The following is a 14,961-nucleotide window of genomic DNA, read 5'->3' on the forward strand; positions in this document are numbered from 1 at the left end:
ACACCGAGGGCGGCAAACGGCACCATCAAGCCGTTGCCGCCTAAGGAATGCACGCATGCACGAGCAGGGCCCGGTCGATTTCATCGAGGTCATCCACAACGCGGTCCCCAGCGAGGTCTGCGCGGCGATCGTCGAGCGCATGCGGGCGGCGCGTGGCCTGCAGCCCGGTGCCGTGGGCAGTGGCGTGTTCCCGGAACTCAAGCACAGCAAGGATCTGCGCATCAGCGGCCTTGATGGCTGGCAGGATGTGGACCATCAGCTGCAGCACGCGGTGTTCACCGGCCTGCTGACTTATCTACGCCGTTATCCACAGGCGTTGATTGCGCCGCTGATGTTGCAGATCCAGGACAGCAAGGGCCAACCGCGACGCCTGTCTGCCGAGGACTTCCCTGACATGCCGCAGCAGCAGCTGGCCGACCTGGCCCGCACCTGCCTGCGCCCGGGCGCCATCAACCTGCAGTGGTATGCGGCGGGCGAGGGCGGTTATCCGTACTGGCACTGCGAGCTGTACCCGAAGGATGCGCAGGCCGAGACCCTGCACCGGCACGTGCTGTGGACGCTGTACCTCAACGAGGAATTCGAAGAGGGCGAGACCGAGTTCCTGTTCCAGGGGCGGAAGATCGCACCACGCACCGGCAGTTTGTTGATCGCCCCGACTGCGTTTACCCATACCCATCGTGGCAACCGGCCGCAGGGCGGCGACAAGTTCATCGCCACCAGCTGGATCCTGTTCCAGAACGCGCAGAAGTTGTTCGGGGGAGGGTGACGTCGGGTCTGCAGGCCGATTATCGCTTGCCATGTGGAGTCGAGCTTCCTCGACTGAATCTGGAGCGAAGCCGGGCAGTCTCGACGCTACCGAGGGCGGCGGCGATAAAGAATTGCGCCCGCCACTACGCCGAAAACCGCCACACCGAAGCCAACAAGTGCCTCTTCTCCCAGCGCGTCGCCCGACATCAGCTTGCCGGCCGTCAGCAGCAGGACGTTCAATGGGAGCATCCACAAGAACGCGATGCCAAGCCAGTAGATGATCTTCATTTCATGCGCTCATTGATCCGGATACATCGACTTGAACCAGTAGGCCGATCTGTTCCTCATCCATGTGCTGAATTCTGCCGTCTCCAGTTCCCGCAGTTGGCGCATGTCTATTCCATAGCGTTGGAACAGCGAAATCAGCTCCCTCATACCGTCCTCATCCACAGCTGACGGATCAACAAGGACGTTGATCGTTCTGAGAAACCCCTCAACGGATACCACGCCCGATGTATTACTCAACCTGGAGAAGAATGCATCCTCGTCCAGTCGTGAGTAGAACCTCAGGGAATCAATTTCTATTTTCAGCATAGCCAGTCGTTGCGGAAGTGGTTGCGTGCAGGCTGTTCCATTCGGCTATCCGGCGGGTCCAAAGGATCGCCAGAGATTGCCGTCGCCGCCTTGCCAGGCACTGAGCTTCTCGACCGGGATTTCCTTGAGTTGACAGGTGAACTGGAGATGGAAAGAACGGGCTTCTTTCCGATAGCTGTTCCATCCAACGGCCGTCACTTTGACTTCGATCCGACTATCGCCCTTGTGCGGCTGGTGTAGTTCGACATCCGCCGAATCGGACAGCCAGTAGTCTCCCTTGTGCGCGAGGCCTGCGCCGCCACTGGTCAACCACGCATCCACTACCTCCGGCATTCCTTCGGACGAAGGCGTGTATCCCTTCAGGCTGCCGGTGATCTTGGTGAACTGCTGGGAATCGATCACGCCCTGCGACTCCGAGAAGAGGCGCAGCAGAAGGAGCGTGTCAGTGCCCTTGCGCACTACCTGACCTGTGTTTGCCGTCCACAGATGTTGCTCGAACTCATCCAGGCCGGCAGGCATATCAGTGGCAGTCGATGCCTGCGGAACGGCGACGCATTCGTGAATGGCGCGGGCCTGTACCTGCAGGGTCACAAGGGTTAGAAGGAGAGCGCTGGCCGGAAGGCAACACAGGCGTTTCATCATGTGGACACCGCTGATTCGAATTCAGTCACGCGAGCGATTGGCAGGATGTGCCTGATCAAAAGGGGATGCGTCGGATTCATGTGCTCCCGTCCATGCATCGAGGTCCTGCATCTGCAGGGGCGAGGCTTTCAGGCGCTCTGATAGCTGGATCGGTGCATCACATTGATCTCGCCATTGCAGTGGGCTTGCGGAGCGGAGCGTTGCATCGACCTGGAGCTCGATGCCGGAATCTCCGGCGGAAACAACGATAATCTGCCCTGCGATCGGCACTGCGTAGCAGCCCGTCTTTCCGGCAAATGCGCTGGATCCACTGCTATGAAACAGCCACACGCGATCGTCGGAGACAGCGAACCGGTCACCTGCTTTCGCGTCAGCGGGGAGCTGGATCGTGAGCTTGCTGAAAGTGGAACGGTCGGTCCACCACGACGAACGGAATCGTCTCAGCCCTATCACACGGCTGTTGCCGGCAACGATCTGGTGACAGGCAAAGAGCCGCTGGCGCGGCTCGACCGTAAGGCAGCTGGGATCGCGCATGGCAGCGTCTTCAACCACAAACGCGCGGGCAGCCTCTGCATCGGCACCACAGACAAACAGAAACGCACCACAGCTGAAAGCAGATAGCCGCTTCATGGGCGAACTGATTCATCGTCAAGCGAACGGAATTGCACCGTCGCTGATCGTAGGTCATCCATCTGCATCCTTCCCTGGCTTGCAGGCCATCCGGCCAAGCGCAGATTGTTGCCGGTAAGTCAGGCAGCGGTCCAGCGTTCTAGAACAGACTTCCCTGCGGCGAATCCTTCTTCGGCGGCAACGGCTTCAGGAACCGGCTGCAGTCCAGCTTCGGCCAATGGCTGTTCTGCGCGTTGAAGCCCAGACGCTTTCGCGCCAGCTTGAAACGGTTGTTCAACAGCTCCGCGTACACGCCCTGGCCACGCATGCGCGTGCCGAACTGGCTGTCGTAGTCCTTGCCGCCGCGCAGCTGCTGGATGGTACTCATCACATGCGCGGCGCGATCGGGATGATGGGTGTCCAGCCAGTCGCGGAACAACGGCGCCACTTCAAGCGGCAGGCGCAGCAGCACATAACCAGCGGTGCTGGCACCGGCTTCGTGCGCAGCCTCCAGCACGGCTTCCAGTTCGCTGTCGTTGATCCACGGGATCACCGGCGCCACCATCACTCCCACCGGAATGCCCGCTTCATGCAGGCGCTTCATCGCGCGCAGCCGTGCATGGGGTGCGGACGCGCGTGGTTCCAGTTTCGCGGAGAGATGCGGATCCAGCGAGGTCACCGAGAAGTGCACGCTGACCAGGTTCTCCGCCGCCAACGGTGCGAGCAGATCGATATCGCGCTCGACCAGCGCGTTCTTGGTGATCAACCAAAACGGATGCTTGGTTTCCAGCATCACTTCGATCAGCTGGCGGGTGAGTTTGAACTTGCGCTCGATCGGCTGGTACGCATCGGTGTTGATGCCCAGCGCGATCGGCTGTGGCACATAGCCCGGCTTCGACAACTCCTTGCGCAGCAGCTGCGGCGCATTGGTCTTGGCGAACAGCTTGGTCTCGAAGTCCAGGCCTGGCGACAGGTTCAGATAGGCATGCGAGGGGCGCGCGAAGCAGTAGGAGCAGCCATGCTCACAACCGCGGTACGGATTCACCGATTGGCTGAAGCCGACGTCCGGCGAAGTATTGCGGCTGATGATGCTGCGTGCAGTCTCGGCGCGTACTTCCGTGCGCAGGCGCGGGGCGAGGAATTCCTCGCTCTCATCGACCGCCCAGCCGTCGTCCACCGCCTCGCTGACGGTGCTTTCAAAGCGCCCGGCAAGGTGGGACGTGGAACCTCGGCCCTTGATCGCGATACCCATTGCGGCAGGTTACGCCGCAGCCGTCTCAATGGCTGCGACGGCTGCCTGAAGGGTTCAGGGCAAGTCTGAGCCGAGCGTGGGCTCGGCTCTACAGTGGATACGGATACCTTTTGTAGAGCCGAGTCTACGCTCGGCTGCAATACATCAAAGCAGCGCCAAGTACCCGCGCACGGTTGCATCCAGCCCGTCATACAGCGCCTCGCCGATCAGCGCGTGACCGATCGACACCTCCAGCACGTCCGGCACGTGGGCCAGGAAATCGCGCAGGTTGTCCTGTGACAGGTCGTGCCCGGCGTTGACGCCCAGGCCCACCGCCTGCGCCCGCCGCGCCGCAGTGGCGAACAGTTCCAGCATCGCCGCAGCGTCTCCGGCCGCGTGTGCTTCGGCGTAGGGGCCGGTATACAGCTCGACACGATCTGCACCGACTTCGGCCGCCTGCTCCAGCAGTGGGTTGCCAGCATCGACGAACAGGCTGACCCGGCAGCCCATCGCCTTCAGTTCGGCGATCAGTGGTCGCAGCCGCTCGGCATCCCGCTCGAAGTCGAAGCCATGGTCGGAGGTGATCTGTCCATCGCCATCCGGCACCAGCGTCGCCTGCGCCGGGCGGGTCTGCGCGCACAGCGGCAGCAGGCCTGGGTAGCCCTCGCGCGGCGGCGCGAATGGATTGCCTTCGATGTTGAATTCCACGCCACGCGCGCGGGTCAGCGTGGACAGCGCCAGCACGTCCTCGGCGGTGATATGGCGGCGGTCCGGCCGCGGGTGCACGGTGATGCCATGCGCACCGGCATCCAGGCAGGCCTGGGCGGCACGCACCACGTCCGGTTCGGCGCCGCCGCGCGAATTGCGCAGGACGGCGATCTTGTTGACGTTGACGCTGAGCTGGGTCATGGAACGGAACTACTTGGAAAGAGGGGACGGATCGTGGTCGTTGGCGTCGACATTGCGGCGGGCCTGGGCCTGCTCGCGCAGGCGGCGCAGCTCCTCGGCATCGACAAGGGTGGCAGGGTCCCGCTGAAGGTCGCCGAAGCGGGCTACATAGCGACCGCGCACCCAGGCCAGCAGGAAGGCGAGGGCGGCCAGCAGGCACAGGGTCATCAATGCGGCGCTGGGGGTCTTCAGGGCGAAGGCGAAACAGCCCAGCGCCAGCAGCAGGTACAACCAGTACATAGTCGGGCTCCCCGGATGATCGCCGCAGTGTAGCGCTGCGTCAGAGCAGCGGCGAGGCCAGCCGGGCGAAGGCCTCGGGCAGGCGGTGCAGCCACAGCGAGCGCCCGGCCTGGTCATGCACCCGGGTGGCGCGATCGAATTCACCCTGCAGCAGCTCGGCCAGGGCCGCCACGCGGTCCCGGTCGCTGATCATCATCGACAGCTCGAAGTTCAGGCGGAAGCTGCGGTGGTCGAAGTTGGCACTCCCGACAATGCAGACGTCGTCGTCGGCGATGAAAGCCTTGGTATGCAGCATGCGCGGGCCGTACTCGTAGATCTTCACCCCGGCGTGCAGCAGTTCGTCGAAATAGGAGCGCGCGGCCTGGGTGACAAACCAGGAGTCGCTCATCTTCGGCACCAGCAGGCGCACGTCCAGTCCACCCAGTGCCGCCGAAGTCAGCGCCATCCGCGCCGCTTCGCCCGGCACGAAGTAGGGCGTTACCAGCCACACGCGCTCGTGTGCTTCCTGGATGGCCGCCACGTGCAGGCGGTGGATCGTTTCCCAGCCCGAGTCCGGGCCGGAGACCAGCACCTGGGCGTTGATCGCACCATCGCCGCGCAGCGGCATGTCGGCCGGCCACAGACGGGCAATGTCCATGCGCGAGGGATCCTGGCCACTGGCGTAGAGCCAGTCCTCGGCGAACACCAGCTGCAGGCTGCGCACGACGTGGCCGCGGATGCGCATGTGCAGGTCGCGGTAGGCGTTCGGCTTGCGGCTCTCGTCTTCATCGTCGGTGATATTGATGCCACCGGTGAAGGCCAGCCGGCCATCGACGATCACCAGCTTGCGGTGCGTACGCAGGTTCAGCCACGGGCGCTTGAACGGTTTCAGCAGCTGCCGTGGGTGGAACCAGATCGCTTCACCGCCGGCGTCGAGCAGGGGCTGCAGGAAACGGCGGGGCAGGGCGGATGAGCCCACCGCATCCAGCAGCAGGCGCACCTGCACACCGGCACGTGCGCGCTCGACCAGGGCGTCGCGCAGGGCGGTGCCGGCATGGTCCGGATTGAAGATGTAGTACTCCAGGTGCACGTGATCGCGAGCCTGCGCCACCGCTTCCAACAGAGCGGCATAGGTAGCGGCACCATCCACCAGCCAGGTCACTTCGGTCGCGCTGCTCGGCGCCAGGCCCGTGGTGGCCTGCGCGATCTTGGCCAGCTCGGTGCAGTCGGCATCCGGTGGGCAGACATCGCTGTAGTGCTCCATGCCCGAACGTGCGCGTCCGCGGCGCAGCCGTTGCCGCTTCACCTTCTGCGGGCCCAGCAGGTAGTAGATGAAGAGCCCGAGATAGGGGAGCAGTGCCAACGAAAGGATCCAGCTCAGCGTGGCCACCGGCTCGCGCTTCTGCAGCATGATCCAGCCCGCCAGCGCGAACAGGTACAGCAGGTAAGCCACCGCCAGGATCGTGCCGAGGTGGGCGATACCGTCGAGCCAATGGCGCAGGGAATCGAAGAGGGCAAGCATGCGCCGATCATAGCGGCGCATGCTGCCGGATGGGGTCAGATCCCTTTTCCGAAGGAAAGGCGTTCTGACCCCATCCCATGTGCCAGGACGAGATCCCATGTGCCAGGACGAGATCCCATGTGCCAGGACGAGAACAAAAAAACGCCCCTGTCTCCAGGGGCGTCTGCAGTCGCGTCATGACTGTTGTGTTGCGGTGTAGCGATTACTGCTGCACAAAACCGATCTTCTTCATCTGAGCATTCTTCGCGGCGGCCAGAACCTTGGCCATCACGTCGTACTCGGAATCCGGGCTGGCGTCGATGCGCAGTTCCGGCTGGTTGGTCGGGTCACGCTGGACCTCCTGCTCCATCCGCTGCTGCAGCTCGCTGGTATTGATCGGGCTGTTGTTCCACGAGACCTGGTTGCTGGCGTCGATCTTCAGTTCGATCGGCGGCGGCGGTTCGACCAGCTGCGGCGGTGGGTTGAGCACGCGCTGCGGCAGGTCGACGGCGATCGGGTACGTCATGATCGGCGCGGTCACGATGAAGATGATCAGCAGAACCAGCATCACGTCCACGAGGGGCGTGACGTTGATGTCTGCCATGGGGCCCTTGCCACCACCACTACTGAATGCCATGGCTTATTGCCCCTTTTCTTTGGTCGCGACGAAGCCGACGTCCAGCATGCCCTGCTCCTGCGCGACCTTGGTCAGGTCGTTGATGACGCGCATCTTGGTGGTGCGGTCACCACGCAGGTTCAGCGGCGGCTGCGGGGTCTGCTGGGCGGCGGTCGCCAAGCGCGACTCGAGAGTCTGCTTGTTGATTTCTTCGTCGTTCCAGTAGATCGAGCCGTCTTCCTTGACTGCCAGGGTGATCGGTCCGGAACGCTTTTCAGCGTCTTCCGGCTTCTGGATCAGGTTGGCTTCCGGCAGATCCACCTTGACCTTGTGGGACATCAGGGGCGCCGTGATGATGAAGATGATCAGCAGCACCAGCATCACGTCCACGAGGGGCGTAACGTTGATGTCGGCCATGGGGCCGCCGCTGTTACCACTACTGAAAGCCATAACGGGCTCCGTCTAGATCTTGGTGACTACTTACGTTCGTCGCTGGGTGACGCGCGCCGCAATTAGCGGACGCGCGAGCCGGTGGCGAAGAAGTCGTGCAGGTCGTGCGCGAAGGTATCGAACTTGCTGATGGTCGCGCTGTTGATCTTGCTGAAGAAGTTGAAGGCGAACACGGCCGGGATCGCGACGAACAGACCGATCGCGGTCATGATCAGCGCTTCACCCACCGGGCCGGCAACGGCGTCGATCGAAGCGGAGCCGGTGGCACCGATCTTGATCAGGGCGCCGTAGATGCCCCACACGGTACCCAGCAGACCGACGAACGGAGCGGTCGCGCCGACGGTGGCCAGCAGGGTCATGCCCGACTGCAGCTTGTTGCTTTCGCGGGTGACGGCCTGACGCAGGGCGCGGTCGACGAACTCCGAACGGCTCAGGTTCTCACCCACGCCGCCGGTGGCGCCGCCTTCAGCGCGCTGGTGGTGCGCAGCAGCCTGGGCAGCGTCCAGGGCGATCTTCGAGAACGGCTCCGAAGCCGGCTGCTCTTCCATGGCACGGATGGCGTCCTGCGCGTTCGGGGTATCCCAGAACAGGCTGACGACGCGATCAGCAGCGCTCTTCAGGCGGGTCGCACGGAAGATGTTGATGACGGTCCAGTACCAGGACATGGCCGACATGGCGATCAGGGTCAGCAGCACGACCCAGGAAACCGCGAAATCACCCGGCTTGGTGGTCATTTCGTGGATCAGGTGCTCGAAGCCCATCTGCGACAGGGCGTTGGACGGATTGCCCCCGGCAGCAGCGGCGATGAAAATTTCCTGCAGCATGACGCTTACCTTTGTTGTGTGTGGTGATAAAGGGTGTAGCTAAGCTAAACAATCGAACCGGGAGCAGGGGTGGCCAAGCGGCCACCCGGGCGCATCAGTTCAGCGCAAAGTTGACCGGGACGCGAACGCGACCTGCCGTCTTCTTACCGCCAGATTCAGCGGCGTTGAAGCGCCACTTGCGAGCCGCTTCCATCGCGGCACGGTCCAGGTCGCGGTTACGGCTGGACTTTTCCACCGTGACATTGGTGACGTTGCCGCTGGCATCGACATCAATGATCAGGATCACTTCGCCCTGGATACCCGCGCGGAAGGCTGCCGGCGGGTAGCGCGGCGGATTCATGGCCTTCGACGAGATGTCCACGCTGGCCTCGATCGAGGTCGCAGGTGCCGGCGGCGCGGGGGGCGACGGCGGGGTGACGATATCGCTCGGGCGCGGCTCCGGCACGTCCACGACCGGCGCCTGCGGCGGCGGCGGGACCGGCGACGGCTTCGGCGGCGACAGATTCTTCACCGGCGGCGGCGGAGTATCGGTCGGCGGCGGCGGCGGCGGCGGCGGGGGCGGCGGCGGCGGCGCATCGACGATGGTCACCATGACGTTGCGCTCCTTCTCAGCCACGGCCTTGGGAGCCACGGCGGGAATGAGGAGCATCATGAAGGCGGCCAGATGCAGGGCAATTACAAACGCGATGCCGACGATGCGAGGCCAGCTCAGCCCCTTGTCATCGGGTTGTTCGTACCGGTGAACGACTAGTTGTTCCGTCATGCGCCAAGAGCTCAATAGTGGGGCCGGGATGCCGGGGGCGGAATCCCTGATCAGCGGTGCATGACACCGCAGGAACCTCCAAGCTTATACCAATCCTGAGCGCCTGCGCATCAACTGGGCAGGCATTCAGGCGTTATTCCTACTTACTTCAGGTTGATGATTTTCTTGGCATCAGCCTGGTTCTTCACACCCTTCGCCAGCGCCTGCTGGGCGGCCTGCTTGGCCTCCGGGATGCGACCTTCGGCATGCAGGACGCGTGCCAGGTTCAGGTAGGTCTCACCGTCCTTGGACAGCGGGGCAGCCTTCTGCCACGCATCGATCGCCTGCGGCACCTGGTCGGAGTAGTAGTAGGACTGGGCCAGCGCCAGGTAAACCTGGTAGTCCGGCTTCAGGATGCCCTTCTGCAACCCTTCGTTGATGACCGCGATGACGTCCTTTTCCTTTTTGTCGGTGTTGGCATAGATGGAGTACAGCTGCTTGTACTCGCGCTCTTCGGTGAGCTGGCCGCTGCTGCGCAGCTTGTCCATCACCGCGGCCGCCTTGTCCATCTGGTCGGCCTGCATGTACATGCTGGCCAGGTTCAGCTGGGCCTTCTTGTCGTTCGGGTTCTTGGCGGCCAGCGCCTCGGCTTCCTTGACCGCTTCGCCGGACTGGCCGGCTTCGGACAGGGCCGCCATCAGCAGCTGGTTCCAGTTGTCCTTCGGTTCGGCGGAACCGGCGATGGCCTGCTTCAGCACCGGGATCGCTTCCTGGTAGCGCTCCAGCTGGTACAGCGCCTGGCCCTTGGCGATCAGTTCTTCCGGCTTGGTCGACTTGCTCTCGGCGAAGTACTTGTCGAGGGTTGCCAGGCCTTCGGCAGTCTGGTCTTCCTGCAGCTGCAACTGGCCCAGCATCAGCATCGACTGGAAGTGGCCGTTGTTGTCCAGGCCGTTGAACTGCAGGACCTGCTTCAGGTAGGCGATGGCAGCCGGGGCGTCATCGGTCTGGTAGGCAGCCTGCGAGGCCAGCTGCGCGGCCAGCGACTTGTCGTACTCGTTCGCGGCGCTGTCAGCCAGGATGGCGTCGGCCTGGGTGCGGGTTTCCGGGAACTTTTCCTTGTTGTAGCTGTCGATCATTTTCTGCAGCTTGCTGCCCATCTTGGCCGAAGCCTTGACCGTCGGCTCCTGGCGGGTCGCGTTCGGGTACAGCGCCTCGGCCTTGGCCTGCTTGCCGCCACGGTTGCCGCGCTCGGAGGAACGCGAGGACTGCGCGAAGGCATCGGTGACCACGGCGCCGGTCAGGGCGGTCGCGACGAGGACGGAAAGCACAGCTTTGTGGTTACGGAAAATCATCGTTCACCTCGATCGAACCGCCGGTTAGCGGCAAAGTCGGACTGTCAGAAAAATCTGAGCCGCCAAACGTATCAGAAACAGATGGCGTGAGAAATCGTTTTATGTGCTGCAATACAGCATAGAACTGCGCACTCATCCGCACTTTGGCCGTAGCCCGGCCGCCTGCGCCTGCTGATAGACCGGCGTCAGGCCCGGGGCATCACGTCGCAGTTCCTGGATCCGGTTGGCCGGATCCGGGTGGGTGGACAGCCATTGCGGGCTGCGACCGCCGCTGGCGGCCATCATGTTCTGCCACAGGTCGACCGCCTGCGCCGGATTGAATCCGGCCTGGGCCATCAGCCGCTGGCCGATCACGTCAGCCTCGCTTTCCTGCGTCCGCGAGCCCGGCAGCAGGAAGGCGGTCTGCGCGCCCATGCCGCCGAGCTGGTTGACGGTGCTGGCAGCACCTTCGCCGTAGGCTGCGCCAGCCAGCGCGCCGAGCACGGCCAGCCCGGTCTGTGCGCCCATCTGGCGGGTGATGCGCTCTTCGTGGTGGCGGGCGATGACATGGCCGATTTCATGGCCGATCACGGCAGCGAGCTGATCCTGGTTCTTGGCCACGGTGAAGATGCCGGTGTTCACGCCGACCTTGCCGCCGGGCAGGGCGAAGGCGTTGGGCTCCTTGTCGACGAATACCGCCGTCTCCCACCGTACGCCACGGTATTGAGCTGGCAGCTGCGCGACCAGGGCGTTGACCACGCACTGCACGTAACCGTTCTGGCGGCCGTCGGTGCTGATCTTTTCCTTCTGCTTGGTTTCGGCGAACGCCTGTGCGCCGAGCTGGTCCAGCTGCGCCTGCGAGACGCCGCCCACCATCTGCCGGCGACCGGTAGGGGAGGTGGTGGTCGCGCAGGCGCTGACCAGGGTAGTGATGACAAGGGCCAGCAGCAGTTGTTTCATGGAAACTCCCCCGTGTTCATATGCGGAGTGTGTAGCGTAGCGGCTTAATCTTTCGTCAAGCGGACGCGGCGTTACGTTGACCCCAGGAACACCATCGCGGCAAGGGCGACCGCATTGTTCAGCGCATGGGCGGTGATCGCCGCCCACAACGTGCCGGTGCGCCGGTAGAGCCAGCAGAACGCGGCCCCCATGCCACCATAGACCAGCCACAGCTGTGCGATTTCGGCCGGGCCATTGGCACTGGTGCCAGGGATCTCATGGATCAGGGCAAATGCGAGGCTGCTCAGTACCACGCCCAACCCTGGCCGCCCGGCCTGCCACAGGCGGCCAAACAGCACGCGGCGGAACAGCAGTTCCTCGTAGGCCGGCGCCAGGACCACCGCGAACAGCACCAGGAACAGCGGGAAACGTGCGATCGCGCTCTGCATCAGCGCCAGATTGGTGGGGACCGGCTCGACGCCGAACTGCTTGGCCAGGAAGGCGATGCCGTTGCTGCCGAGCACGATCAGGGTCGCCACCAGCAGGGTCCAGCCCCAGGTGGAGGGGCGGCGCAGCGCCTGGCGCGAGGCGTGGCGCTCGGCGGCGTTGGCCGGCCGTCGCCAGAAGTACAGCAGCAACGCGGCGCCACCGGTGGCGAACAGTGCCATGAGAATCTGCGCAAGCGCGCCGGGCTGGCCCAGTGACGCCGCGACCGAACTGGCGTCGGGTGCGCCAGCGCCAGCCTGCGCGTTCGCGTAACCAACCACCACGCCACGGTACAGGCCCCACAGCAGGCCGCTGACCAGGCTCAGGCCGAACAGGGTGACAGCGGCGATGCCCAGGTCGATGAAGAACCCCGCCAACGGCGAAACGGCACGCGGCGCGGCAGAAGCCGGCGGAACCGGGGGCGGAGCGGAGACCGGGGCGGATGCTGACATCAGGTACCTGTGTTCAAGAGTCGAAGGCCGGCGCGCCTCCCCGCGCGCCGGCCGTGTCCCGATTGTGTCAGATATCCAGGTTTGCGACCTTCAGCGCGTTGTCTTCGATGAAATCGCGACGCGGTTCGACGACATCGCCCATCAGGGTGCTGAAGATCTGGTCGGCTGCGACAGCGTCCTCGATACGCACCTGCAGCAGTCGGCGGGTTTCCGGGTTCACCGTGGTGTCCCACAGCTGCTCCGGATTCATTTCACCCAGACCCTTGAATCGCTGGATCTGGCGGCCTCGCTTGGCCTCCTCGAGCAGCCAGTTCTGTGCCTTGGCAAAGCTGTCGACTTCGATCGACTTGGCACCGCGGGAAATGGTCGCGCCTTCGCGGACCAGACCGTGCAGCAGCTTCGATGCCTGGTGGATCGCGCGCAGTTCGCCGCTTTCGAAGGCCGACATCGGCAGCACCTGGATGTGCTGTTCGCCCATGTGGCGACGGGTCACCAGCACAGCGGCCGGGCGCTCGTCGTTGGCTTCCTGCAGTTCCAGCGTGAAACGCGGGCTGCCCAGGCTGCCCTGGTTGAGGCGCTTGGCCAGTGCATCCAGGCCCTCGCCTTCGCCGGCAGCGCGCAGGCTTTCCAGGTCCATCGGCACGAAATCGACCAGCGCTTCAAGCAGGTTGCGGTCGTAGCGATGTGCGTTGCGCTCGATCGAATCCAGCGCGGCCGCGTAGGCCAGCAGCAGCTTTTCCAGCGCAAGGCCTTCGATGCCGGGCTCGCCGGTGGCCGGCACCAGCGCAGCGTTTTCCACCGCGCTGCTGGCCAGGTAGCTGTCCAGCGCCGGGTCGTCCTTCAGGTACAGCTCCTGCTTGCCCTGCTTGATCTTGTACAGCGGCGGCAGGCCGATGTAGACGTAACCGCGCTCGATCAGCTCCGGCATCTGACGGTAGAAGAACGTCAGCAGCAGGGTGCGGATGTGGGCGCCGTCGACGTCGGCGTCGGTCATGATGATGATCTTGTGGTAACGCAGCTTGTCCGGGTTGTACTCGTCACGGCCGATGCCGGTGCCCAGCGCCGTGATCAGCGTGCCGACCTGGTCGGAGGACAGCATGCGGTCGAAGCGCGCGCGTTCCACGTTGAGGATCTTGCCGCGCAGCGGCAGCACCGCTTGGTTCTTGCGGTTGCGGCCCTGCTTGGCCGAGCCACCTGCCGAGTCACCCTCGACGATGAACAGTTCGGACAGCGCTGGATCCTTTTCCTGGCAGTCTGCCAGCTTGCCCGGCAGGCCGGCGATATCCAGCGCGCCCTTGCGGCGGGTCAGGTCGCGGGCCTTTCGCGCCGCTTCACGTGCGCGCGCGGCGTCGACGATCTTGCCGGCGATCGCCTTGGCTTCGTTCGGGTTCTCCTGCAGGAACTCTTCCAGGCGCGCACCGAAGGCGTTTTCCACCGCCGGACGCACGTCGGAGCTGACCAGCTTTTCCTTGGTCTGGCTGGAGAAGCTCGGGTCCGGAACCTTCACCGACAGCACCGCGATCATGCCTTCTCGCATGTCGTCGCCGGTCAGGTTGATTTTGGCCTGCTTGGCGATGCCGTTCTGCTCGATGTAGTTGTTGAGCACACGGGTCAGCGCACCGCGGAAACCGGCCAGGTGGGTACCGCCGTCCTTCTGCGGAATGTTGTTGGTGAAGCAGTACATCGTCTCCTGATAGGAGTCGGTCCACTGCAGCGCCACATCCACGACGATGCCGTTGTGCTCGCCGGTGACTGAAATGACGTTCGGGTGCAGCGGCGTCTTCAGCTGGGCCAGATGCTCCACGAAGCTGCGGATGCCACCCTCGTAGTGGAAGTCATCGCGACGGCCGTCGCCACGCTCGTCGGCAAGGACGATCTTGACGCCGGAGTTCAGGAACGACAGTTCGCGCAGGCGGCGGGCCAGGATGTCGTAGTGGAACTCCACGTTGTCGTGGAAGGCGACGGTGGACGGCCAGAAGCGCACGGTAGTGCCGCGCTTGGTGGTGGTTTCCAGCTTGGCCAGCGTGGTCACTGCGGCGCCGTTGCTGAATTCCTGCTGGTAGTGGAAGCCGTTCTGGAACACGTCCACCAGCAGCTTCTGCGACAGCGCGTTGACCACGCTGACGCCGACGCCGTGCAGGCCGCCCGAAACCTTGTAGCTGTTGTCGTCGAACTTGCCGCCTGCGTGCAGGACGGTCATGACGACTTCGGCTGCAGACACTTCGCGACCGAGCTTGGCACTCATCTGCTCGTGCTTGCCAGTCGGGATACCACGGCCGTTGTCGGACACCGAGACCGAACCGTCGGCGTGGATCGTCACCGCAACGTGGTCGGCGTGGCCGGCCAGCGCTTCGTCGATCGAGTTGTCGACGACCTCGAACACCATGTGGTGCAGACCGGTGCCGTCATGCACGTCACCGATGTACATGCCGGGACGCTTGCGGACAGCCTCCAGGCCTTCCAGGGCGGTAATGCTGTTGGCGTCGTAATTGCCGTTGTTTGCCGGGGTGTTCTGTTCGTCGCTCATTGCGCTTGCCGTAGGCTCCGCAGGTCGGCCACCGCTTGGAGCGATGTGCCGAGAATGAAAGGATTCCAACCCGAATTATACCAGCCGGGGTCGAGCGGCCCTG

The 14,961-nt window shown here is 63.9% G+C and carries 17 protein-coding genes; 1 reads left to right on the forward strand and 16 read right to left on the reverse strand.

The features are described 5' to 3' along the window. Positions 1 to 55 precede the first annotated feature (55 nt). Positions 56 to 766, forward strand: a complete 711-nt coding sequence (locus AC5P8Y_RS14740; protein ID WP_049402950.1) for a 2OG-Fe(II) oxygenase — start codon at positions 56 to 58, stop codon at positions 764 to 766. Positions 767 to 852: 86 nt separating this feature from the next. Here the strand turns inward: AC5P8Y_RS14740 and AC5P8Y_RS14745 are convergent, their stop codons facing one another. The 16 genes from AC5P8Y_RS14745 to gyrB all read right to left on the reverse strand — a co-directional run bounded on the left by AC5P8Y_RS14745 (position 853) and on the right by gyrB (position 14,858). Further along, on the reverse strand, positions 853 to 1,035 hold the full coding sequence (locus tag AC5P8Y_RS14745) for a hypothetical protein (protein WP_049402983.1): 183 nt from the start codon (positions 1,033 to 1,035) through the stop codon (positions 853 to 855). Positions 1,036 to 1,044: 9 nt separating this feature from the next. Further along, entirely contained in the window at positions 1,045 to 1,341 is a 297-nt protein-coding gene (locus tag AC5P8Y_RS14750; RefSeq protein ID WP_049402949.1) for a hypothetical protein, read from the reverse strand. 45 nt (positions 1,342 to 1,386) lie between these two features. Next, positions 1,387 to 1,983: a hypothetical protein gene (locus AC5P8Y_RS14755; protein WP_239502998.1), complete on the reverse strand. Its 597-nt coding sequence runs from the start codon at positions 1,981 to 1,983 to the stop codon at positions 1,387 to 1,389. A 21-nt stretch (positions 1,984 to 2,004) separates the two neighbouring features. Beyond that, the gene (locus tag AC5P8Y_RS14760) at positions 2,005 to 2,613 is read right to left on the reverse strand and encodes a hypothetical protein (protein ID WP_146257028.1); all 609 of its coding nucleotides are present in this window, start codon (positions 2,611 to 2,613) and stop codon (positions 2,005 to 2,007) included. Between the two features lie 139 nt (positions 2,614 to 2,752). Continuing rightward, positions 2,753 to 3,844: a PA0069 family radical SAM protein gene (locus AC5P8Y_RS14765; protein WP_495202037.1), complete on the reverse strand. Its 1,092-nt coding sequence runs from the start codon at positions 3,842 to 3,844 to the stop codon at positions 2,753 to 2,755. Positions 3,845 to 3,988: 144 nt separating this feature from the next. Next, a complete protein-coding gene (locus AC5P8Y_RS14770; protein WP_049460371.1) occupies positions 3,989 to 4,732 on the reverse strand; it encodes a pyridoxine 5'-phosphate synthase in 744 nt (247 codons plus the stop codon). Positions 4,733 to 4,741: 9 nt separating this feature from the next. Further along, positions 4,742 to 5,011 (reverse strand): hypothetical protein, encoded by a 270-nt coding sequence (locus tag AC5P8Y_RS14775; RefSeq protein WP_005411742.1) that lies wholly within the window; start codon positions 5,009 to 5,011, stop codon positions 4,742 to 4,744. Positions 5,012 to 5,051: 40 nt separating this feature from the next. After that, positions 5,052 to 6,512, reverse strand: a complete 1,461-nt coding sequence (cls, locus tag AC5P8Y_RS14780) for a cardiolipin synthase (RefSeq protein ID WP_164208278.1) — start codon at positions 6,510 to 6,512, stop codon at positions 5,052 to 5,054. Between the two features lie 202 nt (positions 6,513 to 6,714). Next, positions 6,715 to 7,128, reverse strand: a complete 414-nt coding sequence (locus AC5P8Y_RS14785; RefSeq protein ID WP_005411740.1) for an ExbD/TolR family protein — start codon at positions 7,126 to 7,128, stop codon at positions 6,715 to 6,717. Between the two features lie 3 nt (positions 7,129 to 7,131). Then, on the reverse strand, positions 7,132 to 7,557 hold the full coding sequence (locus AC5P8Y_RS14790; protein ID WP_005411739.1) for an ExbD/TolR family protein: 426 nt from the start codon (positions 7,555 to 7,557) through the stop codon (positions 7,132 to 7,134). Between the two features lie 62 nt (positions 7,558 to 7,619). After that, positions 7,620 to 8,381, reverse strand: a complete 762-nt coding sequence (gene exbB, locus AC5P8Y_RS14795) for a TonB-system energizer ExbB (RefSeq protein WP_005411738.1) — start codon at positions 8,379 to 8,381, stop codon at positions 7,620 to 7,622. A 94-nt stretch (positions 8,382 to 8,475) separates the two neighbouring features. Then, the gene (locus tag AC5P8Y_RS14800; protein WP_033833517.1) at positions 8,476 to 9,144 is read right to left on the reverse strand and encodes an energy transducer TonB; all 669 of its coding nucleotides are present in this window, start codon (positions 9,142 to 9,144) and stop codon (positions 8,476 to 8,478) included. 143 nt (positions 9,145 to 9,287) lie between these two features. Continuing rightward, complete coding sequence (locus AC5P8Y_RS14805) at positions 9,288 to 10,475, reverse strand: tetratricopeptide repeat protein (RefSeq protein ID WP_005411736.1); 1,188 nt, start codon at positions 10,473 to 10,475, stop codon at positions 9,288 to 9,290. Positions 10,476 to 10,607: 132 nt separating this feature from the next. Next, on the reverse strand, positions 10,608 to 11,414 hold the full coding sequence (locus tag AC5P8Y_RS14810; RefSeq protein WP_005411735.1) for a M48 family metallopeptidase: 807 nt from the start codon (positions 11,412 to 11,414) through the stop codon (positions 10,608 to 10,610). 71 nt (positions 11,415 to 11,485) lie between these two features. Beyond that, positions 11,486 to 12,331 (reverse strand): CPBP family intramembrane glutamic endopeptidase, encoded by an 846-nt coding sequence (locus tag AC5P8Y_RS14815; protein WP_005411734.1) that lies wholly within the window; start codon positions 12,329 to 12,331, stop codon positions 11,486 to 11,488. Between the two features lie 67 nt (positions 12,332 to 12,398). Continuing rightward, complete coding sequence (gyrB, locus tag AC5P8Y_RS14820) at positions 12,399 to 14,858, reverse strand: DNA topoisomerase (ATP-hydrolyzing) subunit B (RefSeq protein ID WP_049402914.1); 2,460 nt, start codon at positions 14,856 to 14,858, stop codon at positions 12,399 to 12,401. Between the last annotated feature and the right edge of the window lie 103 nt (positions 14,859 to 14,961).

It is taken from the genome of Stenotrophomonas sp. YJH_SMC_12-1 (assembly GCF_059370935.1).